The 24,407-nt window shown below is 42.5% G+C and carries 25 protein-coding genes and 1 tRNA gene; 13 read left to right on the plus strand and 13 right to left on the minus strand.

What is annotated here, in order from left to right; genetic code table 11:
- The first annotated feature begins 32 nt into the window (after nt 1-32).
- A complete protein-coding gene (locus tag ABWV45_RS12215; RefSeq protein WP_353351988.1) occupies nt 33-2,102 on the plus strand; it encodes a TonB-dependent receptor plug domain-containing protein in 2,070 nt (689 codons plus the stop codon).
- A 277-nt stretch (nt 2,103-2,379) separates the two neighbouring features.
- Here ABWV45_RS12215 and ABWV45_RS12220 read toward each other — a convergent pair whose 3' ends face one another.
- The 4 genes from ABWV45_RS12220 to trpE form a co-directional block, all read right to left on the minus strand.
- Nucleotides 2,380-2,616, minus strand: coding sequence for a DUF1059 domain-containing protein (locus ABWV45_RS12220; RefSeq protein WP_353351989.1), 237 nt, complete (start codon nt 2,614-2,616; stop codon nt 2,380-2,382).
- A 68-nt stretch (nt 2,617-2,684) separates the two neighbouring features.
- Nucleotides 2,685-3,269 carry an aminodeoxychorismate/anthranilate synthase component II gene (locus tag ABWV45_RS12225; RefSeq protein WP_353351990.1) on the minus strand — a complete coding sequence of 195 codons (585 nt, stop codon included), beginning with the start codon at nt 3,267-3,269 and terminating at the stop codon, nt 2,685-2,687.
- Nucleotides 3,269-4,090, minus strand: a complete 822-nt coding sequence (locus ABWV45_RS12230) for an ion transporter (RefSeq protein ID WP_353351991.1) — start codon at nt 4,088-4,090, stop codon at nt 3,269-3,271. Before ABWV45_RS12230 ends, ABWV45_RS12225 begins: the two co-directional genes overlap by 1 nt.
- 3 nt (nt 4,091-4,093) lie before the next feature.
- The gene (gene trpE, locus ABWV45_RS12235) at nt 4,094-5,578 is read right to left on the minus strand and encodes an anthranilate synthase component I (protein ID WP_353351992.1); all 1,485 of its coding nucleotides are present in this window, start codon (nt 5,576-5,578) and stop codon (nt 4,094-4,096) included.
- A 273-nt stretch (nt 5,579-5,851) separates the two neighbouring features.
- Here trpE and ABWV45_RS12240 point away from each other — a divergent pair, with 273 nt between their 5' ends.
- Both ABWV45_RS12240 and ABWV45_RS12245 read left to right on the plus strand, forming a co-directional pair.
- A complete protein-coding gene (locus tag ABWV45_RS12240; protein ID WP_353351993.1) occupies nt 5,852-6,256 on the plus strand; it encodes a hypothetical protein in 405 nt (134 codons plus the stop codon).
- A 12-nt stretch (nt 6,257-6,268) separates the two neighbouring features.
- The gene (locus ABWV45_RS12245) at nt 6,269-6,478 is read left to right on the plus strand and encodes a DUF2970 domain-containing protein (protein WP_353351994.1); all 210 of its coding nucleotides are present in this window, start codon (nt 6,269-6,271) and stop codon (nt 6,476-6,478) included.
- Here ABWV45_RS12245 and ABWV45_RS12250 read toward each other — a convergent pair.
- Nucleotides 6,475-8,727 carry a DUF6351 family protein gene (locus ABWV45_RS12250; protein ID WP_353351995.1) on the minus strand — a complete coding sequence of 751 codons (2,253 nt, stop codon included), beginning with the start codon at nt 8,725-8,727 and terminating at the stop codon, nt 6,475-6,477. The two genes, ABWV45_RS12245 and ABWV45_RS12250, sit on opposite strands and share 4 nt — an antisense overlap.
- Nucleotides 8,728-9,199: 472 nt before the next feature.
- On the opposite strand from ABWV45_RS12250, the gene ABWV45_RS12255 reads away from it, so the two are divergent.
- Nucleotides 9,200-9,805, plus strand: coding sequence for a hypothetical protein (locus ABWV45_RS12255; RefSeq protein ID WP_353351996.1), 606 nt, complete (start codon nt 9,200-9,202; stop codon nt 9,803-9,805).
- 4 nt (nt 9,806-9,809) lie between these two features.
- Here the strand turns inward: ABWV45_RS12255 and prmC are convergent, their stop codons facing one another.
- The 3 genes from prmC to hemA form a co-directional block, all read right to left on the minus strand.
- Nucleotides 9,810-10,652, minus strand: a complete 843-nt coding sequence (gene prmC / locus ABWV45_RS12260; protein WP_353351997.1) for a peptide chain release factor N(5)-glutamine methyltransferase — start codon at nt 10,650-10,652, stop codon at nt 9,810-9,812.
- A 78-nt stretch (nt 10,653-10,730) separates the two neighbouring features.
- Nucleotides 10,731-11,819, minus strand: coding sequence for a peptide chain release factor 1 (prfA, locus tag ABWV45_RS12265; protein ID WP_353351998.1), 1,089 nt, complete (start codon nt 11,817-11,819; stop codon nt 10,731-10,733).
- Between the two features lie 173 nt (nt 11,820-11,992).
- On the minus strand, nt 11,993-13,258 hold the full coding sequence (hemA, locus tag ABWV45_RS12270) for a glutamyl-tRNA reductase (RefSeq protein WP_353351999.1): 1,266 nt from the start codon (nt 13,256-13,258) through the stop codon (nt 11,993-11,995).
- A gap of 159 nt (nt 13,259-13,417) precedes the next feature.
- On the opposite strand from hemA, the gene ABWV45_RS12275 reads away from it, so the two are divergent.
- The 9 genes from ABWV45_RS12275 to ABWV45_RS12315 all read left to right on the plus strand — a co-directional run bounded on the left by ABWV45_RS12275 (nt 13,418) and on the right by ABWV45_RS12315 (nt 20,805).
- A complete protein-coding gene (locus ABWV45_RS12275) occupies nt 13,418-15,097 on the plus strand; it encodes a tetratricopeptide repeat protein (protein ID WP_353352000.1) in 1,680 nt (559 codons plus the stop codon).
- On the plus strand, nt 15,098-15,631 hold the full coding sequence (gene lolB / locus ABWV45_RS12280) for a lipoprotein insertase outer membrane protein LolB (protein WP_353352001.1): 534 nt from the start codon (nt 15,098-15,100) through the stop codon (nt 15,629-15,631).
- Nucleotides 15,632-15,634: 3 nt separating this feature from the next.
- A complete protein-coding gene (gene ispE, locus ABWV45_RS12285) occupies nt 15,635-16,477 on the plus strand; it encodes a 4-(cytidine 5'-diphospho)-2-C-methyl-D-erythritol kinase (RefSeq protein WP_353352002.1) in 843 nt (280 codons plus the stop codon).
- Nucleotides 16,478-16,485: 8 nt separating this feature from the next.
- Nucleotides 16,486-16,560 (plus strand) — tRNA-Gln (locus tag ABWV45_RS12290).
- 51 nt (nt 16,561-16,611) lie between these two features.
- On the plus strand, nt 16,612-17,556 hold the full coding sequence (locus ABWV45_RS12295) for a ribose-phosphate pyrophosphokinase (RefSeq protein WP_353352003.1): 945 nt from the start codon (nt 16,612-16,614) through the stop codon (nt 17,554-17,556).
- Nucleotides 17,557-17,659: 103 nt separating this feature from the next.
- Entirely contained in the window at nt 17,660-18,289 is a 630-nt protein-coding gene (locus tag ABWV45_RS12300) for a 50S ribosomal protein L25/general stress protein Ctc (RefSeq protein ID WP_353352004.1), read from the plus strand.
- Nucleotides 18,290-18,310: 21 nt separating this feature from the next.
- The gene (pth, locus tag ABWV45_RS12305; RefSeq protein ID WP_353352005.1) at nt 18,311-18,898 is read left to right on the plus strand and encodes an aminoacyl-tRNA hydrolase; all 588 of its coding nucleotides are present in this window, start codon (nt 18,311-18,313) and stop codon (nt 18,896-18,898) included.
- A 216-nt stretch (nt 18,899-19,114) separates the two neighbouring features.
- Nucleotides 19,115-20,209 (plus strand): redox-regulated ATPase YchF, encoded by a 1,095-nt coding sequence (gene ychF / locus ABWV45_RS12310; RefSeq protein ID WP_353352006.1) that lies wholly within the window; start codon nt 19,115-19,117, stop codon nt 20,207-20,209.
- Between the two features lie 230 nt (nt 20,210-20,439).
- Nucleotides 20,440-20,805 carry a DUF2306 domain-containing protein gene (locus ABWV45_RS12315; RefSeq protein ID WP_353352007.1) on the plus strand — a complete coding sequence of 122 codons (366 nt, stop codon included), beginning with the start codon at nt 20,440-20,442 and terminating at the stop codon, nt 20,803-20,805.
- Between the two features lie 56 nt (nt 20,806-20,861).
- On the opposite strand, the gene tadA is transcribed toward ABWV45_RS12315, so the two are convergent.
- The 5 genes from tadA to ABWV45_RS12340 form a co-directional block, all read right to left on the minus strand.
- Nucleotides 20,862-21,335: a tRNA adenosine(34) deaminase TadA gene (tadA, locus tag ABWV45_RS12320; RefSeq protein WP_353352008.1), complete on the minus strand. Its 474-nt coding sequence runs from the start codon at nt 21,333-21,335 to the stop codon at nt 20,862-20,864.
- A complete protein-coding gene (locus ABWV45_RS12325; RefSeq protein WP_353352009.1) occupies nt 21,325-22,311 on the minus strand; it encodes an alpha/beta fold hydrolase in 987 nt (328 codons plus the stop codon). Before ABWV45_RS12325 ends, tadA begins: the two co-directional genes overlap by 11 nt.
- A 196-nt stretch (nt 22,312-22,507) precedes the next feature.
- Nucleotides 22,508-22,729, minus strand: coding sequence for a cell division protein ZapB (gene zapB / locus ABWV45_RS12330; protein ID WP_353352010.1), 222 nt, complete (start codon nt 22,727-22,729; stop codon nt 22,508-22,510).
- A gap of 84 nt (nt 22,730-22,813) precedes the next feature.
- Complete coding sequence (locus tag ABWV45_RS12335; protein WP_353352011.1) at nt 22,814-23,977, minus strand: MalY/PatB family protein; 1,164 nt, start codon at nt 23,975-23,977, stop codon at nt 22,814-22,816.
- Between the two features lie 2 nt (nt 23,978-23,979).
- The gene (locus ABWV45_RS12340; protein ID WP_353352012.1) at nt 23,980-24,405 is read right to left on the minus strand and encodes a hypothetical protein; all 426 of its coding nucleotides are present in this window, start codon (nt 24,403-24,405) and stop codon (nt 23,980-23,982) included.
- Nucleotides 24,406-24,407 lie beyond the last annotated feature (2 nt).

The raw sequence follows: 24,407 nt of genomic DNA on the forward strand, positions 1-24,407 counted from the left end.
GTTCAGCCTAAATAAAACAGCAAGGTCGATAAATGAAACTCTCGCCCATAGCCACGGCACTTACACTTTGCATAACCGTAACCAGTGTATCTGCCAATGATAATGCGCAAAACAGCAAGTCTGATGTTGCTGAACTTTCAAAAATAAGTGTCAGTGGTACTCAAGTCAAAGGCCCTGAAATCACCACCGAAAAACTCCTCAAAGTACCCGGCGCTGGTAACGACCCTTTAAAAGCCATTGAAGCCTTGCCCGGTGTCGTATTGAGTGGATCTGGGCCATTCAGTGTGCCTGCAATTCGCGGCTCAAGCCCACGGGATAACACCTATATTACTGATTTTGTCCCTGTGGGGTATGTGTTTCATAACGATGGTAATAGTACATACAACGATAATTTAATTGAAAGCTTCAGCCTGAAAGCTGGAGCATGGGGAGCAGAGTATAACGATGCCATTGGCGCGGTGTTAGCCACTAAACTGCGAGACCCTTATATGGAGCCTCTAACAACCACCTTAGATTTAAGCTTTCTGCGAGTAGGTGCATTATTAGAAGGCGCTGTATCTGATGATAGCGCCTTTTATTTTTCTTACCGCCAAAGTCTTTTAGAATTTTATGTGGAAAACTTCATTGATGAAGAAGAGCTCACCTTTACCGAGGTGCCAAAAAATAACGACTACCAATTTAAATATCATTGGCGCTTAAGCCCTGTGTCGAATCTAAGGTTCATTGCTACCGGTGCAAAAGACAGTGTCGGCATTGATTTTGGCCCAGAATCCGACGCCCTTGAAACTGAACCCGGTCTAGATGGTGGCTTAGGTGCCAGTACGTTTTACCACAACCAAGGTATTTTATTTGATACCCTGTTTAGAGACGGAACCAGCACCATGTTCAGCTTAAGTCGCAAAGAAGAAGATGCTAGTTTCTCCATTGGTTCTCTTTTCAGTTTGGATGCTGTCAATATTGAGTACCGCTTAAAAAATTATTACAACACACCTTTAGATAGCGGCGACACCCTTAGATACGGCTTAGATTTAGCGAACCAAAAACTAGATTATGTTGTTTCTGGTAAATACATACCTTGTAATCAGGAGGTAGGCGACCAATGCCCTCCTGCATCTTTAGGTTATGATTTTGGCCCTAATACCGACACCCTGAGCATCAATACAGCATACAGCTTTATTGCTTATGACTGGTTAGCATCACCTAACTTAGAAATCACGTTAGGCTTAGGCCACACATACAACGATTTTAACGGTGAACAAATCTTCCAACCACGCATTGAAAGCCGATATCGCGTAAACAATGACTGGACTCTCACCGGAGCCATTGGTCGCCATAGCCAATTCATTCGTGAGTTTCGATTTATTGCACAAGAGTTAGGCAATCCAGACTTAAAACAACCAAACGCCATTCATTATGTGTTTGGATTTGAGCACCAATACGATGACGCCATCAGTACTAAACTAGAAGTGTATTACAAAACCATTGATAACCTCATTGCAGGGAACGCAGATTACGATTATCTCACCAACAATACGGTTGAGCCTTACTTAAATATTGCCAGCGGACATGCTTACGGCCTAGAGCTGTTAATTAATAAAAACCTAACCGACAAATGGTACGGTTGGCTAAGTGTGGCTTACAGTAAAACCAAACGTACAAACGATATCACTCAACAAGAAATTGATTATGAACTGGATCGTCCTTGGATTGTGAACCTTGTTGCCAGCTACCAAAAAAGTTCCGAAACCTCTTATGGATTTAAATGGCGCTATCAAAGCGGTAGTTTAATTACACCCGTTACAGGTGCTACGCCATACGATGAAAATGGTAATGTACTGCCCGATAATACAGATATTAATAGTGTCTATATTTACGATCCGATTGAAGGTTCACCCAACTCTGAGCGTTTATCTAATTATCACCGCCTAGATTTCAGAATGGATCATAAGCTTTCTAAGCGCAGCACATTATATTTTGAAGCTATCAATTTATATAACCGCGCCAATGTCAGTAATTATTCTTACAATAAGGATTATTCAGAAAAAGAAGACGTCACATCACTTCCGATTATATTTTCGGTAGGAGCTAAACTGGTTTTTTAACGTGATACGTGAATAACGTGTTGTTTTTTAAATGCATAACAACAGGTAAACAAAAAGGCCTCTAAGCAGCCCTGCTTTCTTATAGCTTACCAATATAAAGCGAATCTCATTTGAGGTTCGCTTTTTTGTTTTTATAAGGCTCCGAAATACAACCTTACAAAGTAAACGTGTTGGCTTTAACTGCCTGCACATAAACAATACGGGGAGTTAAATACTTCTAAATACCCCTTGTGAAACATAGGTTAAACTACCCGTTGATGGGAAGCAATTCCCCGTTTTAATCTTCTGGTAACGCCTCGAATGCTTGCTTTTTACCTTCAAACCACGCCTGCATGGCAGCTGGATCTTGCATCAAGCTTTTCATATTCTCCATGGCTTCAAGATGCGCGGCATCTTGTTTTTGAAACATAGCCATACCATGTTGTTTACTGAGTTCGGCAATTTCTGCAAACGTTTGTGCTGTAAAAGCTTCTTCGCATGCACCACCTAGTTGCTTACAGGTCATGGTTTTCATAGTGCCCTCCGGTAAAAATTAAAAAGCCACCCTAAGGTGGCTTGTTATCGGTTCAGTTGATTTAAGCGTTATACCTTCATCTTTAAGAAGTTAGCAAATAAATCATGTCCTTGCTGAGTTAATATGGATTCCGGATGAAATTGCACCCCTTGAATTGCTAAGGTTTTGTGCTGCACCCCCATAATCTCTTCAACACTACCGTCTTCATTTTGTGTCCATGCGGTCACCTCTAAGCAATCTGGTAAGGTGTTTTTATCAATCACTAACGAATGATAGCGTGTCGCCACAAACGGGTGATTTAAGCCTGCAAACACGCCTTTGTCTTCATGATATACATCACTGGTTTTACCATGCATCACTTGCCCTGCGCGGATAATGTCACCACCAAATGCCTGCCCAATACTTTGATGGCCAAGGCATACACCTAAGATAGGCAGCTTGCCCGCAAAGTGCTTAATAGCCGCAACCGATATACCTGCTTCGTTTGGGGTGCATGGCCCAGGGCTGATCACGAGGTGATCAGGGTTTAATTGTTCAATGTCTTCGATGGTAATTTCATCGTTACGATACACTTTTACATCTGCGCCCAGTTCACCAAAGTACTGAACCACGTTATAGGTAAAGGAATCATAATTATCGATCATTAATAACATTATTCATTTCCTTTATTCGGTTCATCATGTTTAGCCAACTGGCTAACCATGGCCTTCAATGATTGAATTTCGCTTTGTAAGTCTGCCATGGTGGGCTCAGTTGAATGTGCCGCTTCTTCAATGGCGTTTTCTTTTTCTATCACACTGACCACAATGCCAATAACCATATTTAAAAAGGCAAAGGCCGTTAAAAAGATAAATGTCAGATAATATATCCAACTAAACCCATACACAGCCATTGTTTCGTACATGACGTCTGTCCAGTCTTCAAATGTCATCACCCTAAATAAGGTAAGTAGCGAGATAGAAATATCCCCCCACAATTCTGGGTTAATAGATGCAAACAGGGTGGCACCAATGGCAGCGTAGATGTAAAAAATAATAAACATCAACAGCATGACATAGCCTAATTGTGGCAATGCCTTTAATAATGAATTAAGCAGTACCCGTAATTCTGGAATGATGGAGACCATCCTCAGTACACGGAAAATCCGCAGTAAGCGCCCTATAAATGCCATTTCACTTTCATTTACGGGGATTAAACTCGCAACTACGATAATAGTGTCGAAGATGTTCCAGCCATTTTTAAAAAAATGTCGTTTATTTTCTTCGCCAATAAAACGTACGATTAATTCCACTAAAAAGATAACGGTAATAAAGTGATCCAACCATGCGACAAGCGTCAGCATGCTTTCTGGTAGGTCATAGGTTTTTGCACCCACAACAACAGCCGAGAATAAAATTACGGCCACCACAAAAAGTTCAAACCCTTTATTACTTCGTAAGGCTAAAAATCGTTTTTGTAAATTTAATGTATTCATGACTTAGTTATCCAAACCCGATTCCGCCATGGCTACGGCTTTAAAAACAGCACGGGCTTTATTCATGGTTTCTTTCCACTCAAGACGCGGCACGCTGTCGGCCACAACCCCTGCTCCGGCTTGTACATAGATTTTTTTATCTTTAATCACTGCGGTACGTATGGCAATGGCAGTATCCATATTGCCATTCCAGCCAAGATACCCCACCGCTCCGCCGTAAACACCACGCTTAACCGGCTCAAACTCATCAATGATTTCCATTGCACGAATTTTAGGTGCGCCGCTTAAAGTGCCAGCTGGGTGGGCGGCTTTGAGTACATCCATAGAGGTAATGCCCGGTTTGGCCTTGCCTTCAACATTACTGACGATGTGCATCACATGACTGTAACGCTCCACCACCATTTGATCGCTCACTTGTACTTGCCCCATTTCACTAACACGGCCCACGTCATTGCGGCCTAGATCAATCAGCATTAAATGCTCGGCGATTTCTTTAGGATCGCTGAGCAGTTCTTGTTCTAGGGCTAAGTCTTGCTCTGGGGTTTCGCCGCGATAGCGGGTTCCGGCAATTGGGCGAACAGTAATAGTGCCGTCTTCAAATCGGGCTAAAATTTCAGGGCTTGAACCCACCACATGGTGATCACCACAGTTCATAAAATACATGTAAGGACTTGGGTTTAAAGTGCGCAATGCGCGATACAGGTTTAACGGGTGCCCATGAAAGTCCACACTCAAACGCTGGCTAATTACACACTGCATGATGTCACCCGCCAGCACGTATTCTTTGATTTTTTCAACGGAATCCATAAAGGCTTGTTCGCCATAACCCGAAACAAAATCACTTTCTTGCACATCGCGAGGCTGAATAAGTGGCTGACCAATTTGGCCTTGATAGGTGCTACGAATTTGGCCACGCATAATGGTGATGCGACGACGAGCTTTATCATAGCCATCTGGGTCATTAGGGTTAGCCAGCACAATGAAGTGCAATTTGCCGCTTAGGTTATCAAACACCATGACTTCTTCTGATTGCATCAGCAGAATATCAGGGTTGCCTATATCGTCTTCTGGAGTCGATTCCGCTAGGCGTTTTTCCACATAGCGCACCACGTCATAACCAAAGTATCCCACCAACCCGCCATCAAACTTAGGCAAGCCTTCCACCTGAGCCACTTTAAATTGCTTCTGATATTGGGCAATGAACTCTAGAGGGTCGTCCACTTCGTGTTGTTCAATCAGTTTGTCGTGCTCAAGTATTTGCACCATATTGGCAAAGACTTTTAATACGCGGGTGCACGGCATGCCAATCATGCTGTAACGGCCCCATTTTTCGCCCCCTTGAACGGATTCAAGCAGATATGAATATGGCCCTTGGGCCACTTTTAGGTAAGTGCTTAATGGCGTGTCTAAATCCGCGAGGATTTCTTGTGAAACCGGTATGCGGTTGAAACCTTGCTTAGACAACTCAGTATACAATTCTGGCGTCATGGATCTTAATCCTAATACGAAATAGTAAATAATATAGAGAAACGGGGAACAGGCAGGACGCGAATACTACGATGCATAACAGGAGCACGGCGCCCTGCTATAGCCATCGCTTGAGGCTGGCACCAATGTGTAATGAATTAGGGGTACTAATTGTGTTCACCCAGATATTCCTAAGCATTGTCAAAAGAAGGCGTACTATATCAGCCCTTCACATTGGCTTAAAGGCTGTAATGCAAAATATAGCCTATATTTAAACCAACAGGAGGCTTAACAATGCATGCCCATGGTCAATTTAATATTTGGTTAAATAATCGAGTTGTATTAGCTCGTATAAAAGGCCAATGTAATGAGGATTTAGCTCATAAATACGCCCACGCATTTAGGGAGGCAATCAAACCTTTATCAGGTAAACCTTGGGCCCATATTCTATATCTTGATGATTGGGACTTGGCCACCCCTGAGGTGGAAGTCATCATGACTGATCTGGTTAGATACTTAGCCCTAAATGGCTTAACCTGTAGCGCACAAGTCTTTTCCTCTCATGCACTTAAGCAATTCCAACTCAATCGAATCGTAAAGGAAAAAAAAGAGGCATTTAAACGCCGTACATTCAATGATCAAGCCAGTGCGGTTGAATGGCTGGCTAGCGAAGGTTTTTCATTAACCAACCCCACTTAATTAGGATCTGTCATGTCCGAGCCACTTAATAAAAATAAGGTGAGTTTTATCACGGCCCTGCTCAGTATTATGGCAGGCGCGTTTGGCGTACAAAAACGGCACAACATGGAAAGGGACTTTAATTCAAATAGCCCTGTGATTTATATAATGGCGGCCATAGTATTTTTTATCTTATTTATCGCCGCCATTATTTTTGTAGTGAGCATGGTCACACCCAACTAATGAACTTGGCCATACGCAGGTGCAGCGCCTTTTAATTTTTGCACTAATTGCGCAGCATGACGATTTGGTCCCTTAGGGTACTGACACACACCATTTGGAAATATACCTTCAAGCTGAGATAAATACTCCCACATATCCACATCACCATATATTCCTGATTCCATCGCAAAGCGAACTGGGACTTTCTCACATACTAGGCTATCACTGTAGACACTCTCTCCTGCTACTATCCGCGAATGACTATAGTGAGGGAAACGTGACTGACACACTCCGCTAGGTTTTTCATTCCACTGCCCATCCCATGTATTTACAGCATCATCAATGATGTTATGTTCTTTGTCATAACAACGGTCTCGCGCCACTTCAGGGCGATTTTCGGCCACGGCTTTTTCTGGATTGGTTTTAATATTGAATATCCATTGGTCCAATACCCTTAGAGCATCGTCGATTGGCAAACTACGCAACACCTCACGACGGGACAGCTTATCGTCTATTTCCATCATCCAAATTAGTTGGTGATCACTATTCCCCATGGCGTGCTCAATCCGCTTACGTGAACTAAATGAAGCTATAGAGTGATGCATGTCTAGCTTGTGATCTAAGTAATGCCGTAAATCAATAATAGGTAAATCGGCAAATCCCAAAAAGACTAATCCTGATTCATAAGCTTTAGTGGCTGCTTGTTTGTCGCCTTGAGTACGAGAGGCTAGTTGCTTATTACCTTCGTGGGTCATGTTTTGTTGCCCCCATAAGGACAAACGCTTAAATGAGGTATCACCACTAATATGCCAAAAGTATTCATTTTTCATCTCGTTAGTGGGCTTCCAGCCTCCTACATTTCGGTTAAGCTGGATAAACTCATCAACATCCAACAGGCCACTTTTTAATGAGCCTAGGCCATATTGAACCCCACTGTTTCCCCAAAAACGTCGGCCTAAGCCATTTTCATCTGTGCCATAAAACTGATGTAAATCCCCCCAGTGGCTCCAATCAATTTTACCAAGTAATAGTGGGTCCACTTCGTGATAGTCTGAAAAGAATCGAGGATTATTAATTAAATGTGATGGGCCACGCCAGCCATTGGTACATTCACTGGCACCTGTGGGCATTTTACTGAAATCCCCATTAAACATAGCCGCAATACCTTGGAGACGGCCGTATTTATTTTTAACCCCGTTTAAAGCGTTGCTGCCTTCAATTAAAACTCGATCCGGCCAGTTTTTCCAAAGCAGGTTGTCACTGGTTTCATCAAAATAATATTCAAGTAATTCACAATCTAAGGCGTAGTTAACCTGTGTTGCCATGTCTGGATAGGAATATAACGGAATCGCACCGTCTATGATTCCGGGATGATTCTGCGCCAATAAATATTGCTGAATTGCGCCACCCGATCCACCAATACCAATGGTGTATAACGGCTCTCCGTAACGACTAGAAAATTGTCGCTTAACCCGTAAAGCGGTGTCTTCACTAAGCCAAATATTATAATGATTACTGGTTTGAGTTCCGGTACTAAAAGCAACCGCATAACCCTGTTGTAGTTGGGATTCATGTTCATAAAGCAAACGGTCAATATTTACATGCCCCTGTTTGCGACCAATACCCACACCGCCTTTAAATCGATAAATTAATTTTTGATTCCACTTACTGTCATTAAACACGAGTGGCTTATCTTGTTGATTTACAGGTATGGCCAACACATAAATAAATCGATTAATAGTACCAGTTTCAATTCTAATAATTTGCTGAGCGAGCATTGCTTCATTTAATTGATCCACTTTTAAGAAACCGGGTTGCCCCTCTTTCTTTATGTAATATTGAACATGTGTGGGTAAGCTGCAATCTTTACTGTAACCCTCAATCTGCTTAATTTTTTTGCCTTGATTATCTTCTTTGTATACCTGAATCCCAATATGGTCTTGGTTATCCACTAATGGCTGACCAAGATCACTTTGTTCTGTATCACAAATAAAAGGATATGAGTTCTTCCCAGAAAACAATGGCGTAACTGGGCCAGAACGACCTATGGGGATGGGAAACGAGAACGACTCTTCTGGTCGTTTAATCAGTCTCGGATGCTCTCCTTGATAGCCTTGCATATCAGCTTTAACTGAAAAATCGTTAGGAATATCAAGTACTAATAAGCCACTGGTTGTAGGTAAAAAGCTCTGTTCTAGGCGATCATAAAACACACCTAAACTGGTGGTACAAATGACAACTAACGCCATAACAATCAATACTGTTTTCATAAGCACCTCAAAGCACAAAACCCCTCTTTGTAATTTAGTGTTAATCTGAAAAACCAGTAGTTACTAATGGAAATATTTTGTTTCTAAAACAGTGTATGAAAGAACAAATTATTCATTTAAAAAAAAATGTTTTTTTTATTTGTTGTTACAGAACAGCACCATGAGGAAATAGGGTTATAGCAGGTTAGTAATGGCACACTATACTTACGAAATACAATTGCAAATAGCCAAACCTTATAACTGCAATGGTTTTTAGGATGAATAAAATATAGAATCCATTCGTACAATACTGCCAAGTCAAATTCACAGTGGACAACTTACATAAATCATACTTTATCCCTATGTGACCAACTAATGAATGTTGTCAACCTGTTCAGTAATAGCAAAACGCAAAAAATTACACTAATTAACACACTTGTGATGGGGTATGCATTATGATTGATGAGTACTTCTTAAGTGGTTATATTTTTTAATGAAAAAAATATTAAGCTGCTGTCCTGTGGCCAGCATTGAATCAATGCATCTTATTCCTGCTGACTTTCAGTTTCAGCCGGGAAAACCAGTCTCTGCACTAAAAACGCAAGTTTGGTGGTTACAAGAAAGTGAATCCACTGTCTGCATGCGTGATGCCTCACAGCCTATTCAATTTTTAAATCACTATACTGACAGAGAAGGCTATTTAAGCTCAGTTGACCAAGCCATTCGTGATTGCACTCACTTATGTAAAGGTTATGAACTAAAAACCACCAGCACTGAAAGTGTATTTATAAAAATTGATATTACACTCACACCTGTTTTTGAATTGTTCTCGCAAGAGGTAAAATTTAGCTGGGATAAAAAAACCAATTGGCGTCAATATGAAGTAGTCAGCAACGACTGGTGTCAGATTCAATACCCTGACCACCCCATTTCTACCCACAACGTAGTAAAACCTGTGAAAAATAAAAAACTAGTTGATAACGAAGTGATTTGGCATTCAAACCAATCTATAGATCAAGCTATGGAAGGTGTGAAAGCATTTAAAGAAAAGTGGGCATTAAACGGGTTAAAAGAATCGTTAACTGAGCGTAAAAAATAAAGCGCTATTTAAAGCCAAATGTAAATCGCCATTGTCCTGCTAGATCTTGCCCACTGCCTACATTGTTATAACCTAAACGTTTCAGTTCAGTTTGTACCCCTTGTGCTTGTTGCCAACCATGCTCCATCAACAAGCAGCCTCCAGTATTTAAAAAATGTGGTGCCTGCTGTGCGATATGAAATAAGTCAGCAAACCCCTGCTGCTTAGCAATTAAAGCTGAGGACGGCTCATAACGCACATCACCTTTTGACAGATGCTCATCACGTTCATCAATATAAGGTGGGTTACTGACGATCAGGTCAAAATGTTGATTCGCAATACCATTAAACCAACTGCTTTGGATAAACTGCGCATTTGCAATGCCGTTTTTTTGTTGGTTATTCTTTGCAAGTAAAACAGCACTTTCAACCAAATCCACACCTAAAACTTGCACATTTGGAAACTCTTTTGCTAAAGCTAATGCTATGGCTCCGGTTCCGCAGCCTAAGTCTAAAATATGATTCGGGGCCAGATTGTTCTCAAGTACCCAATCAATTAATGATTCCGTATCCGGCCTTGGAATCAGAGTGTCTGGCGAAACATTTAAGGTTAAATCCCAAAATCCTTGCTCGCCGATAATATACGCTACAGGCTCCCCTTGCTTGCGCCGTTTAATTAACTCAATGAATTGCTGTTGCTGCTTGATACTTAGCAACTGATTAGGATCGGTAAACAAAATATTTCGATGGGCATTTAAGCAGTGCAATAAAATCAATTCACTATCTAATGCTGGCGTATCTGACTCAGACAGTTCATTTGCACCCATTGAAAGTGCTTGTTTGATTGGCAGTAGATTTAAGACAGGCATAAATACTATAAATACGATTGGGAAGAGAAAGAGAACGCAGCCAAGTTAAATTAATCACTTGGCTGCTAAGATGACGGGCTAGTGATCAGACCCAAGTGACGCCAGCATTTCCGCTTGGTGCTCTTGGATGAGAGGCTGAACAACTGAATCCAAATCGCCTTCCATTAATTCGTCTAACTTATATAGAGTCAAGTTAATTCTATGATCACTTACACGCCCTTGTGGGTAATTATATGTGCGTATGCGCTCTGAGCGATCTCCGCTACCAACCAAACTCTTACGCTCTGCCGCTTGTTCTGCCTGTGCTTTTTGAGCAATGGCGTCATTCAAGCGAGTTGCAAGTATCGACATGGCTCGTGCGCGGTTTTTATGTTGTGAACGTTCGTCCTGACACTCCACTACAAACCCAGTTGGGATGTGGGTAATACGAATGGCAGAATCTGTTTTGTTAACGTGCTGACCACCTGCGCCACTGGCGCGGAAGGTATCAATTTTCAAATCAGCCTTGTTAATATCCACTTCAGCTTCATCTTCTACCTCTGGCATAACCGCCACAGTACAGGCCGATGTATGCACACGGCCTTGGCTTTCTGTTGCTGGTACGCGCTGCACACGGTGGGCACCGGATTCAAATTTAAGCTGGCTGTACACCGCGTCACCGGCTATGCGAACAATGATCTCTTTATAGCCCCCATGGTCGCCGGCGTTTGAATTCATAATTTCAAACTTCCAGCCGCGCTTTTCCGCGTACTTGGTATACATACGGAATAAATCACCAGAAAAGATAGCGGCTTCATCACCACCGGTTCCTGCACGAATTTCTACAATTACGTTTTTACCGTCATTAGGGTCTTTTGGCAGTAACAGTATTTGCAATTCGCCCTCTAGGCGCTCAATCTCTGCTTTGGCTGACTTTAACTCTTCCTGACCCATTTCACGCATTTCTGGATCTGGGTCTTGTATTAATACATGGGCTTCTTCAAGGTTACCTTCTGCCTCGGTATATGACTCAAACGCTTTTACTACGGGTTCAATTTCTGCGTATTCTTTCGACAAGCTACGAAAACGATTTTGATCGCCAATGACGCCACCATCAGACAGTAGATGCCCAATCTCTTCATAGCGCTCGCTAATGGTCTCTAGTTTTGTTTTTACTGAATCTTTCATTTTTGTTTCCTGTCTGACGCCGTATGTCAGACGCAAGACGCTTTTTGTTGAGTTCTTTTATAAGCAATAACGCTATATATCAGGCTAAAAAACGCGTTATATGTTTTAGCCTGCTTTTCATTTGGTCGAGTGTCGACGTTAGCGAGGCACTTCGCTTTATATTAATAACGCAGCTAATCCAGATCTTGATCAGAGAGCTGATAAAGTTCTTGTACCCAAGTCATTACCTCTTTGCGCCCTACACTGCTGGCTTCTCGCATTTGCACCGTTGGCTGATGTATGAGCTTATTGGTTAGCATATTGGCTAACGTGGTCACTACCGCTTGGGCATCATCCCCTTTTTGCAGTCGCTTTAGGGCTTTTTCTAATTCTTGATTACGAATCTCTTGTGCATGATGGCGAAACGCCTTTAGCGTACTCACCGCATCTAAGGTGCGTAACTGACGCATGAAGTCGGCGCTGCCTGCCTCGATGATTTCAATGGCATCTTGTGCAGCGTGCTCACGTTGTCGTACGTTTTCTTCAATGATGTCTTTTAGGTCATCAACCGTATACAAGTAAACGTCATTTAAATCACCAACTTCCGCTTCTATGTCTCTTGGTACGGCAATATCCACCATAAACATGGGATCATGTTTACGCTTCTTTAACGCACGCTCTACCGTACCTTTACCCAAGATCGGTAATGGGCTGGCCGTAGAAGCAATGACGATATCGGCTTTGTACAGCTCATCCGGAATTTCAGACAGTAAAATTGCTTTGGCTCCAAATTGTTCAGCCAACGCTTCTGCACGTTCCAAGGTGCGGTTTGCAACGGTGATGTTTTTCACCCCTGCATCCACTAAATGTCGAGCCACTAAATCAATGGTTTCACCGGCGCCAACTAATAATGCCGAGCTGGTAGATAAATCAGCAAAAATACGCTGCGCTAAATTAACCGCCGCATAGGCAACAGAAACTGGGTTTTCTCCAATGGCGGTATCAGTACGTACTTGCTTAGCCACGGTGAACGTCTGGCGAAACAGCCTATCAAGCTCAGGGCCAATCGTTCCTGCTTCTTGTGCCACTGCATAGGCGCTTTTCATCTGACCTAAAATCTGAGGTTCGCCTAGAATTAAACTATCAAGACCACTGGCCACACGCATAATATGCTGTACGGCTTTTTCATTACTCAAAGAGTAGTGGCAACTTTGTAACTGCCCAAGCTCCACGTGATGGACTTGCTGTAACCAATTAAGTAGAGGCGTAGGGTCATCATTTGGCGCTGTATAATAAAGTTCTGTGCGATTACAGGTAGATAAAATGGCAATTTCATCAATTCCCAGACTCGAGTTAGCCTGCCTTAACTGAGCAGGCAAACTATCTGGGGCAAAGGCCACTTTTTCTCGCACAGCAACAGGCGCTGTTTTATGATTGATGCCTAGGGTCAATAACGTCATGTATTACTTAGTTTTCTATTGAAAGCGCCGAATTAGGGGCATTTATTTCAAACTTTAAAAAAAGAGCCGTATTATATCCATAATTGAACAAAATAGCTGGCTGACAGACAAACTTATTAATATTAGCCTTATAAAACTTTTTAGTATTCCAGAGAAACTATGACCAACCGCTTATTGTTAGCCGCCATTCTTTGCTTTGCACCGCTTACAGTAAGCTGGGCACAAGACTCGTCAGAGCTAACGGAAAACGAAACCTATAGCGTCAACACCTTCTATGCCCTGCTTGTGGCAGAAATGGCTGGGCAACGCCAGTTGTATGACCTAGCCCTTGGCAATTACTTATTAGAGTCCCACCGCACCCAAGACCCAGGAGTTACAGCAAGAGCCACTCAAATTGCTCAATTCATCGGTGCAGATCAAGCCGCATTAGACGCTGCAACGTTATGGGTGAAGCTGGACGAAAAGAACCCGCTCGCACAAGTTGCACTTAGCTCAGAACTGGTAAAGGCCGCCCGCTTTAGTGAATCGGTACTTCATTTACAACAAGCGTTATATTTAGACCCATTATTAAATGTCAATTTCATTAGCACCCAAGGAAATGATTTAACCGAAGGGGCAAGGGAATTATGGCTCGAAACCTTAACCCCTCTGGCCTCTCAATTCAGTGAAAATCAAGCACTGTTATTTAATATTGCCAGCCTACACCAACAACAAGGCAACAATGATCAAGCCATTAAAATCTGCGAACGTTTGATGGAATATCACCCTAGTTTTTACCCTGCATGGTCATTAAACGCCCGTATTCTGGCAAATGACGATCAACACAAAGAAGCCTTAAACATCGTCAATAAGGCACTGGAGCAATTTCAAAGCGATAAGTCCTTCACTTTATTAAAAGCACGCCTGTTAATTAAGCTAAAAAACATCCTCCAAGCAGAGGCCGTATTCAATCAGCTCAGTGTGTTAGACCCAAATGATCCACACATCCTGCTGCCTTTAGCATTAACTCAGTTAGACCTTGAGAAATACCAAGAAGCGAAACTAACCTTTCAAAAACTATTAAATTTGCAGCAGTTTCAAAACGAAGCTCATTTTTACCTTGGCCGCATTGAAGAGCATTTAAGTAATTCAAATGCTGCCTTAGAGCATTACCTTGCCATGACCAGCGGGCGTGAGTATTTATCCGCACAAGGTGCTATTGTGAACATCTACCTAAAAAATGAGCAAATAGACACCGCCATTAATCACATTCAGCAGCAACGCAACATCGATCACGAAAATGAATCCACCTATTTTTTGATGGAGATTGACGTACTTAACCGCACCAACCAACCATTAGCCGCAATGGAGGTGTCAAATAAAGGCATTTCACTGTACCCAAACAATAAAAAAATGCGTTACGCGCGGGCTATGGTGGCGGAAAAACTTGGGCAATTAAGCGTACTAGAAGCAGACCTTCAGCACATTATTGAAATAGACCCAAACAACTCAATTGCATTAAATGCACTTGGTTACACTCTTGCTGATCGGAATATTCGCTTACAAGAGGCGCTCTCTTTTATTCAACAAGCTCAAGCAATAAACCCTAAAGACCCTGCCATTATGGACAGTCTTGGCTGGGTTTATTTCCGACTAGGCCAATTTGATCAGTCCATAACACTTCTAGTGCAAGCGTTTGAAATTTTCCCCGACGCTGAAGTGGCCGCTCACCTAGGGGAAGTGCTTTGGAGCACAGGCAAACACCAGCAAGCAAAGGACATTTGGAAAAAAGCTCTAGAAAAAGAGCCTCAAAGCAGTATCCTACTGCAAACTTTGCAACGACTAGACATAGACCTATAAATGTTAAAACTACTTAGCACCGGCCTATTAAGCCTGTGCCTTATTGGCTGCAGCCTTTCCCCAAGTAAACCAAAAGAATTCTGGGACATTTCTGGCAAAATTGGCATCACCACACCAAATGAATCCATCGCCGGTTTTATCCAATGGCAACAAAAAGGCAACGACTTTGATATTTATGTCAGTGGCCCCTTAAGTGTGGGCAGCACGCGCATTCAAGGTAATGCCGCCAGCATTAGCCTAACCCGTGAAGGTAAAACCGTAGAAGGCATTAATCCACAACAGCTCATATATGATGAACTAGGATGGTTTTTCCCCATTGAAAATCTGGCCTATTGGCTAAAAGGAAAAGCAGCACCTTTTACACCTGTAAAAAAACAATATACCGATGACAAGCAACTACGCTCCCTACAACAAGATGCATGGCAGGTGGAATTTTTACGCTACGACGATTATCACCAGCTTCCACAGCGCATTCGCATCAGCCAAGGGCAGTGGAAATTTTTAATTGTGATTAAACATTGGAATGTAAGCTAATTTATGACTTCGCTTAAATTACCAAGCCCAGCAAAATTAAACCTGTTCTTACACATAACAGGCCAACGCCCTGATGGATATCACGAGCTACAGACCATTTTTCAGTTTATAGATAGATGCGATGAGCTAACCCTAAGCACTAATCACACGGGCACTATAAGCATCACCCCTGCTATTGAAGGGGTTGCTCTTGAAGACAACTTAATCTACAAAGCAGCCAAAATACTTCAAGAAAAAACAGGCTGCAGGCAAGGTGCCCACATACAGCTAAACAAAATTCTACCCATGGGCGGCGGCCTAGGGGGCGGCAGTTCAAACGCGGCCACTGCACTCGTGGGATTAAACCAGCTTTGGGAGACTCAATTAAGCGAAGATGAACTAGCTGAACTAGGCTTACAGCTAGGTTCTGACGTTCCTGTGTTTGTTCGTGGTCAAGCGGCATGGGCACAGGGGGTTGGCGAAACACTTATACCGTTGGATGACTTAGAAGAAAATTGGTTTGTAGTGGTTGTGCCTGCTTGTCATGTGAATACAGCTGAAATTTTTTCACACAAAGATTTGACAAGGGACACGCCAACGTGCAGAATTAGCGCCGCTCTTCGGGGCGAGGGTCGAAATGACTGTGAATCAGTGGTTTGCAAACTCCATCAAGAAGTTTCTAACTCATTGAATTTGCTAAAAAAAATCGGCTCTGCTAGAATGACTGGCACTGGCGCTTGCGTATTTTTAGAATTAAATTCTGAGAAAGAAGCAAACTCGGTTCTAGCCAAGCTACCAGCTGATACTGAAGCTTTCGTGGCGAAAGGCATAAACCAATCGCCAATGCAAAAAGCTTTAAATAGCTGAGTCAATTTAGGGGTGTAGCCAAGCGGTAAGGCAACGGGTTTTGATCCCGTCATGCGTAGGTTCGAATCCTGCCACCCCTGCCATCTTCTCAAAATCCATCATTGATAAAGCAATTAGCACATGGGGTATCCGACGTGTCTAAGTTAATGGTTTTTACCGGTAATGCAAATCCGGAATTGGCGCGTCTTATTGTAGAGCGTCTAGACCTTCCCCTAGGTGAGGCCACATGCGCCCAATTCAGTGATGGCGAAATCACCATTGATATTCAAGAAAACGTACGCGGTAAAGACGTTTTCATCATCCAGCCTACTTGTGTACCCACTAACGACAACCTTATGGAAGTTCTGTTAATGGCTGATGCACTACGTCGCTCCTCTGCTGGACGTGTTACCGCTGTTATTCCTTATTATGGTTATGCCCGTCAGGACCGTCGTGTTCGTTCTGCTCGTGTGCCGATTTCTGCAAAAGTAGTAGCCGACATGCTACAAACAGCTGGTGTTGACCGCGTACTAACGGTTGATTTACACGCTGACCAAATTCAAGGCTTTTTCAATATCCCTATGGATAACATCTATGGTTCACCGATTTTATTGGATGACATTGAAAAGCAAAACTACGACAACCTAATGGTTGTTTCTCCAGACGTGGGTGGTGTTGTACGTGCCCGCGCAATCGCTAAGCAGCTTAACGACGCAGATCTTGCCATCATCGACAAACGTCGTCCGCAAGCCAACGAAGCTCAAGTTATGCACATTATTGGTGACGTAACTGATCGTACTTGTGTACTCGTAGACGACATGGTCGATACTGCTGGTACATTATGTAAAGCCGCCGACGCGCTTAAGCAATTTGGTGCGAAAAAGGTTGTCGCCTACTGTACACATCCTGTACTATCCGGCGCCGCAATCGAAAATATTGAAAAGTCTCAGTTAGACGAATTGGTTGTTACTGACACCATTCCTTTAACAGACGAAGCTAAAGCCTGTGGGCAAATTCGCCAACTGACTTTAGCCGGCTTATTAGCGGAGTCAATCCGACGCGTTAATAACGAAGAATCCATCAGTGCCATGTTCCGCTAATACGGCACATGGTAATTGGTAGAGCTTAAAGTTCGCTTTAAGTAAGGGCTCTAACTCTGGTCGCGGGGTTAGGGCTAAGTTCATTTATAAAGGGTTATAAACCATGACAAATTTTGAATTAAATGCAGAAGTTCGCGAAGTGAAAGGTAAGGGTGCGAGCCGCCGCCTTCGTCGCGAAGCTGGCAAAACTCCAGGCATCGTATACGGTGGCGACAAAGAACCAACTCAGGTTACTTTAGAGCTTAAAGAACTTAATAAAGCGTTTGAAGACGAAGGTTTCTTCAGCCACATTATTAAACTAAACGTAGCGGGTGGTACTGAAAGCGTACTAATCAAAGACGTACAACGTCACCCATACAAGCCTGTTGTATTACACGTTGACTTTCAGCGCGTATCTAACACTACCATCATCAAGCAGCACATTCCTTTACACTTCATCAACGAAGAATCTTGTAAAGGCGTTAAGCTACAAGGCGGTAAAGTTAAGCACACTATCTCTGATGTAATGGTAATTTGTGAAGCAGGTAAACTACCTGAATTCATCGAAGTAGATCTTAAAGATGCTGAAGTTGGTACTATCCTTCACCTTTCTGACCTTGTATTACCTGAAGGCGTTGAGATCCTTGAGCTAACTCACGGTTCTGATCACGATGCAGCAGTTGTATCTATCGACATCCCTAAAGGTGTTGCGGCAGATGAAGAAGATGGCGCTGAAGAAGCTCCAGCAGAGTAACTACTACTTAAAGGCATTTGCGTGAAGGATAACATTCGTCTAATTGTGGGCTTGGGTAACCCAGGCTCGGAATATGAGAATACTCGTCACAACGCAGGTGCTTGGTTACTCGCCGAGATTGCACGCCAATATGGCGTGCAGCTCAAACCTGAAAAAAAATTCCACGGTCTCAGTGGTAAAGCCTTAATCAAAGGCAAAGAAGTCTTTTTACTCCTTCCTACTACCTACATGAATTTAAGCGGACAAGCGGTTCAAGCCCTTGCTAACTTTTATAAAATCCCCGTAAATGAAATTCTAGTCCTACATGACGAATTAGATTTACCTGTAGGTACCGTTAAGCTCAAACTCGGCGGTGGGCATGGTGGGCAAAACGGCTTACGCGACATCATTAGTAAAATGGCCAACAACAAAAATTTTTATCGATTGCGAATTGGTATCGGACATCCGGGCGATAAAAACAAAGTTACAGGTCATGTATTAGGTAAACCGAATAAAGACGAATTGAAAAAAATTGAGACAATCATTGATGCAGCCTCCTCCGAAATAGACAGTTTAGTAACTGGGGACTGGGCTGGAGCCATGAATCGCTTACACAGCTTCAAGAGTTAAAGCACAACGAAATACGGGAGACGCACTGAAGTCCTCGGAACTCTGAAACTAAAGAAACAACTCTAGATCAATTAAAAGTAGTACAAAAAATTAATACCTGAAAAATGCCAAAATTAAGCGGCCACTTTTCTAATAGAATTTTTATATCCGCAGCGGTGTAACGAAGACTTTAGAGCGTCTCCCGTCTCCCGTATAGCGCACAGCGAGGAACACAACATGGGTTTTAAATGTGGCATCGTTGGTTTACCAAACGTTGGTAAATCTACTCTTTTTAACGCATTAACCAAATCCGGTATTGGTGCAGAGAACTTTCCATTTTGTACCATCGAGCCAAACAGCGGCGTAGTGCCAATGCCAGACGCCCGTCTAGATGCATTAGCCCAGATCGTAAACCCTGAAAAAGTCATCGCCACCACCATGGAATTCGTAGATATTGCAGGTTTAGTGAAAGGCGCTTCAAAAGGTGAAGGCCTAGGAAACCAGTTTTTAGCCAACATCCGTGAAACGGATGCTATAGCACACGTTGTACGCTGCTTTGAAGATGAAAATGTCATCCACGTTGAAAACCGTATCAACCCAGCTGATGACATTGATGTTATCAACTTAGAACTCATCCTAGCAGACCTTGAATCTGCCGAAAAACAATTACAGCGTGTTACCCGAACCGCAAAAAGCGGTGATAAAGACGCCGTTGCTGACAAAGCCCTGCTTGAAAAAATGATCACTCAGTTAGAAAACAGCTTACCAATCCGTGCAATGGACCTAAGCGACGATGAGACAAAACGTGTGCGTATGTTTCACATGATTACCGTCAAGCCAACCATGTACATTGCAAACGTGGCCGAAGATGGTTTTGAAAATAACCCGTTCTTAGATACCGTTCGCGAGATTGCATCGAAAGAAAATGCCGTAGTTGTACCGGTTTGTAATAAAATTGAACAAGAAATTTCTGAGCTTGATGACCCTGAAGACGTAGCCATGTTCCTTGAAGAAATGGGGCAAAGTGAACCGGGGCTTAACCGCGTAATTCGTGGTGGTTATGAGCTACTTGGCTTGCAAACCTACTTCACAGCTGGCGTAAAAGAAGTGCGTGCTTGGACCATTAAACAAAACAGTACGGCGCCACGTGCCGCTGCGGCCATCCACACAGATTTTGAAAAAGGCTTTATACGTGCTGAAACCATGTCCTATGACGACTTCATCGAATACAAGGGCGAAGCCGGCTGCAAACAAGCGGGTAAGCTGCGTATAGAAGGTAAAGAATACATAGTAAAAGACGGTGACGTATTACACTTCTTGTTTAACGTTTAAACAAAAAATCCGTTAGAAATTAACAATCCCTTGTAGTAATACAAGGGATTTTTTTATGCGCAAAATAAAGCACTAAACATTCGATAACCATTCCATAGGACTTGATACCCCCACAAAGACGCTCGTCACTGGACGCTTAGCTTTGCGTTAAGTTGTCACAACCATGAGGGTGATAATTTTACTTAACAGCCTTCACAATTTACATTAGACATTTAATAAGGAAATAATTAATGTCAATTCAAATCATGATCCATTTAATATCGATTATACCTGCATTGCTACTTGGTATTTTTATACTCACACAAGAAAAAGGCACTCATACCCATAAGCTTGTAGGTAAAACATGGGTCGTTTTAATGCTTACCAGTTCGCTGGTTTCATTTTTCATTCAAACAAATGGTGGGTTTAGTTGGATCCATATACTTTCAATTATATCAATATCAAGCATCTCTGTTGGTATATGGGCCATACGGAATAATAAATTAATAATACATAAGGGCTGCATGATTGGCGCATTTACCGGAACGTTTATCGCGGGTATTGTTGCAACAGTCTCACCTGGACGAATCGTACATAACTTTTTATTCGGCGGTTGAGCTTCAATCACTACAAGACAATTTTTTAAGGTGTTTAAAAACACCTTAAAGCACGATTATTTCTTCGCCGCTTTTTTCTCTTCCCTTCTTCTTTTAAAAAAGGCTTGAATCACGTCTGTGCATTCTTGCGCTAATACACCGCCAATAACGTCCACTTGATGGTTAAAGTAGGGCTTTTCAAAAACCTGTTCTTGGCTTTGGGCTACGCCCGCTTTAGGTTCGGTGGTGCCGTAAATTAAACGTCGAATGCGGCTATGTACAACGGCACCTGAGCACATGGTGCACGGCTCTACTGTGACGTATAAATCAGCATCCACTAAGCGATAATTTTCTACAAACTGTGCAGCTTGGCGCAGTGCCATGATTTCCGCATGTGCGGATGGGTCGTGGGAGGTTATGGGTTGGTTAAATCCACGACCAATGATTTGGTCATCCAGCACCACCACCGCACCCACAGGTACTTCGTTTAGTTGATCTGCAAGCATGGCCTGTTCAATGGCTGCTTGCATGTATTGTTCATCAGAGTTCATTATTGTCGGTTAATCTGTGTTCAGCGTTCAATGATGTGACGTTACTTAAACGCCAAAAGTCTTTTAATAAGTCTGCGGTTTTTTCTGGTACTTCTAGCATAGGGGCGTGGCCCACTTTTGGCAGGATATCCACTTGCACGTTTGGGGTATATTGCAAAAACTTATCCACACTGGATACGTCTAACACACGGTCTTCTTCTCCCCACAATACATAGGTGGGCATGGTAAGTTTTTCAAACGCATAACGGAATCCACCTGCATTGTGAGTCACGTCTATTTCTTGATTAAGCTGTTTAAATATTTTGTCATTGGCTTGCTCTCGGGCCATGGCGCGATCAGCCAGTACTTCTGTGGCAGGCCATGGCAAATCTGGTACTTGCTCCATGGTAAAACCCATTAACCGCTCCATGTCAGCTTTTGAGCGTACTATTAATGGGTTTGGTCCATTAGCTTCGATGATTTGCTCTAATTTACTAGGTTGATCGCCGTAAAAGCCTACGGCATCCACTAAGGATAATGTGGCCACTTGCTCTGGGTGACGATGAGCATATAGCACAGCAATGCCACCGCCCATGCTATTACCGACCAAATGAAAGCGTTTCAGACCAAGTTCATTTAAAAATTTAGCAAGCCGTAAGCTTTGTTTGTCAAAGCCGTACTGCTCACCTTCTATAAAAGGGGTGTCACCATGGCCGGGGAGATCTGGTGCAATGATATGAAAGTTACTCAAAAAGCCCGCCATACGGGTCCAGTTGTCTTTGTCAGCGCCAAAACCATGCAATAGCACAACCACTGGCTTATTGGTTTGTTCAGTGGATTCTAAGTAGGCCCATTCAAAGTTATCAATGATGATGGATTTTTGTTCTAAGTCTGATCGGCTACGTTCAATGCCCACTCCCATATCAAATAAAGAGTGCTTCAAGCTAGTACAACCAGACAAAATTATGAAAGCCAGAATGCTTATAATTATTTTCATTTAGATTTCCTCAAGAGGCTTAGATTAGCGATTACGCAGCTTTCGTGCAAGGCAGCCCTAGGTGAAGAAACCTGTGACTTGAATGAGTTCGATTAATGGATTTGAGATTTGAATATGAAGCACATACCGACTTAAATACTAAGGTGTCGTCACACATAATAAAGCCCATTAGAGGGCTTTATGTTCAATTAATCAGTTAGCTATTAGCGGCTAATAAAGCATCCACTGCTTCGTGATTAAATTGACTTATTAATTTTGTGATTTTTTCTTCTATCGCCATATGCTGTTGAGCCGTTTGTGTTTTTTCTAACTTCAACGCATCTAGTTCTTGTTTTAGCTCTTCATTTTCCATATTTAACAGCTCAATGGTTTCAAGTGCTAAGGTGATTTTTGCTTCTAATTGATCTAATAATTCCATAACTATTCTACCTCTGGTGAATCGAGGAGGAATCATATGCGCCAAAAAATAAAGGCGCAAGAAATTTCACAGACCTGCGACAATTTAGCCTTTTGCTAATTCTTTTAAACGCGCATTAATCGCCTTTTCAAATCGAGCTAACGCTTCAACTAATAACGGGCGCTGACAACCAAAGTTCAAGCGCACATATTGATTATCACCAAAGTCTTTTCCATCGGAGAACCCCAAGCCAAATGATTCGAAGTAAGCATATGGGTTTTCTAGGTTTAGTTGGGAAACGTCAATCCAAGCAAGATAAGTGGCTTCTATGGGCTGCATGGCAATTAGTGCTAAGCCATTAACCGTGCTCTCTATTAACACTGCATTGCCTTTTAAATACTCAATCAATTCTAAACGCCATGGCTCACCATGCTTGAAAGCAGCTTCTGCTGCGTGCATGCCAATGATATTCACATGCCCCACTAAACCATCCATTAACTGGGCGTATTGTTTGCGTAAATCCGAGTCAGAAATAATGGCAAATGCCATGTCTAAACCGGGAATGTTAAAGGTTTTGCTTGGCGCCATTAAGGTAATGGATCGTTTTGCCACTTCTTCACTCAAGCTCGCTATAGGGATGTGCTGTTTGCCATTTAAGATTAAATCGCAATGGATATCATCAGAACAAATAATTAGGTCATGCTCGATACACACATCCGCAAGGGCTTGCAACTCTTCACGGTTATACACCTTACCAATTGGATTGTGAGGGTTACATAAAAGCACAACACCTGTTTCATCTGTTATGCTTGCCTTCATACCCTCTAAATCTAATGACCAAGAATCGCCTTGTTTAATGGTATTAAACGTTTGATCTTTAAACGACAGAATAGGCGCGCTATGCATAAGGTGTGGATAAACCGGCAGCGCCGTAATACCAGCGGGCTTGCCGTGATTCGCAGAAATGGCGCGGGCAAGATTTAACCCCTTCACCACTCCCGGAGTAAACACAATCCATTCAGGCTTAATGGCCCAGCTATAATGTGTTTGGCAGTGTTTAATAATTAGTTCACGTAATACAGGGCTATCGGACCCATAACCGAATACCCCATGATTTGCTCTATTTTTAATGGCATCAACAATCTGTGGTGCCACGTGGAAATCCATATCGGCCACCCAAAGTGGAATCACATCTTTATTTTTATAGCGCTTCCATTTAATAGACTCGGATTCGCTGCGATCAACATTATGTAAAAAAAATGGTTCCATTTTTAATCAGTGCTCCGCTGGTCTTTATCTACAACCAACTTATCTTGCTTGGTGTTTTCAATCAGCTCGCCACCAGTTTCCAAGAAAGGCTCTGTAAATACTTCTATGGTTTCATTCAATATACTATCGTCACAACGACCTTGTTTTTCTAGAAAATGAATTGTGTTACCCACAATAACAATAGAACCTGAAATAACAGCCGTTGTCGAAACAACAAAGCCAGAAGCGACAATAAAACCAATCAATTCTTCTGCTGACTTAAACCGAACTGAACCCGGACTTGGCTTCCCCATATTTGATACTTTTAATTCTAATTCACGAGTAATTAGATCACAGCGCTTATAGTCCGCACGATCCCAAACCTCTTTTGGATAAGCAACACAGCCCTGCAAACCAATTAACATTAAAAGCAAAATATATATCTTCATAA

Source organism: Oceaniserpentilla sp. 4NH20-0058, assembly GCF_040371755.1.
Lineage (GTDB): Bacteria > Pseudomonadota > Gammaproteobacteria > Pseudomonadales > Oceanobacteraceae > Bermanella.

Excerpts from the sequence above, each read along its gene's own strand:
- ABWV45_RS12340 (WP_353352012.1), bottom strand. The coding sequence starts at position 24,405 with ATGAAGATATATATTTTGCTTTTAATGTTAATTGGTTTGCAGGGCTGT.
- prfA (WP_353351998.1), bottom strand. The coding sequence starts at position 11,819 with ATGAAAGATTCAGTAAAAACAAAACTAGAGACCATTAGCGAGCGCTAT.
- zapB (WP_353352010.1), bottom strand. The coding sequence starts at position 22,729 with ATGGAATTATTAGATCAATTAGAAGCAAAAATCACCTTAGCACTTGAA.
- ABWV45_RS12245 (WP_353351994.1), top strand. The coding sequence starts at position 6,269 with ATGTCCGAGCCACTTAATAAAAATAAGGTGAGTTTTATCACGGCCCTG.
- ABWV45_RS12220 (WP_353351989.1), bottom strand. The coding sequence starts at position 2,616 with ATGAAAACCATGACCTGTAAGCAACTAGGTGGTGCATGCGAAGAAGCT.
- ABWV45_RS12300 (WP_353352004.1), top strand. The coding sequence starts at position 17,660 with ATGACAAATTTTGAATTAAATGCAGAAGTTCGCGAAGTGAAAGGTAAG.
- ABWV45_RS12215 (WP_353351988.1), top strand. The coding sequence starts at position 33 with ATGAAACTCTCGCCCATAGCCACGGCACTTACACTTTGCATAACCGTA.
- ABWV45_RS12230 (WP_353351991.1), bottom strand. The coding sequence starts at position 4,090 with ATGAATACATTAAATTTACAAAAACGATTTTTAGCCTTACGAAGTAAT.
- trpE (WP_353351992.1), bottom strand. The coding sequence starts at position 5,578 with ATGACGCCAGAATTGTATACTGAGTTGTCTAAGCAAGGTTTCAACCGC.
- ABWV45_RS12275 (WP_353352000.1), top strand. The coding sequence starts at position 13,418 with ATGACCAACCGCTTATTGTTAGCCGCCATTCTTTGCTTTGCACCGCTT.
- ABWV45_RS12255 (WP_353351996.1), top strand. The coding sequence starts at position 9,200 with ATGAAAAAAATATTAAGCTGCTGTCCTGTGGCCAGCATTGAATCAATG.
- ispE (WP_353352002.1), top strand. The coding sequence starts at position 15,635 with ATGACTTCGCTTAAATTACCAAGCCCAGCAAAATTAAACCTGTTCTTA.
- ABWV45_RS12225 (WP_353351990.1), bottom strand. The coding sequence starts at position 3,269 with ATGTTATTAATGATCGATAATTATGATTCCTTTACCTATAACGTGGTT.
- lolB (WP_353352001.1), top strand. The coding sequence starts at position 15,098 with ATGTTAAAACTACTTAGCACCGGCCTATTAAGCCTGTGCCTTATTGGC.
- ABWV45_RS12240 (WP_353351993.1), top strand. The coding sequence starts at position 5,852 with ATGCATGCCCATGGTCAATTTAATATTTGGTTAAATAATCGAGTTGTA.
- prmC (WP_353351997.1), bottom strand. The coding sequence starts at position 10,652 with ATGCCTGTCTTAAATCTACTGCCAATCAAACAAGCACTTTCAATGGGT.
- tadA (WP_353352008.1), bottom strand. The coding sequence starts at position 21,335 with ATGAACTCTGATGAACAATACATGCAAGCAGCCATTGAACAGGCCATG.
- ABWV45_RS12250 (WP_353351995.1), bottom strand. The coding sequence starts at position 8,727 with ATGAAAACAGTATTGATTGTTATGGCGTTAGTTGTCATTTGTACCACC.
- ychF (WP_353352006.1), top strand. The coding sequence starts at position 19,115 with ATGGGTTTTAAATGTGGCATCGTTGGTTTACCAAACGTTGGTAAATCT.
- ABWV45_RS12315 (WP_353352007.1), top strand. The coding sequence starts at position 20,440 with ATGTCAATTCAAATCATGATCCATTTAATATCGATTATACCTGCATTG.
- ABWV45_RS12335 (WP_353352011.1), bottom strand. The coding sequence starts at position 23,977 with ATGGAACCATTTTTTTTACATAATGTTGATCGCAGCGAATCCGAGTCT.
- hemA (WP_353351999.1), bottom strand. The coding sequence starts at position 13,258 with ATGACGTTATTGACCCTAGGCATCAATCATAAAACAGCGCCTGTTGCT.
- ABWV45_RS12325 (WP_353352009.1), bottom strand. The coding sequence starts at position 22,311 with ATGAAAATAATTATAAGCATTCTGGCTTTCATAATTTTGTCTGGTTGT.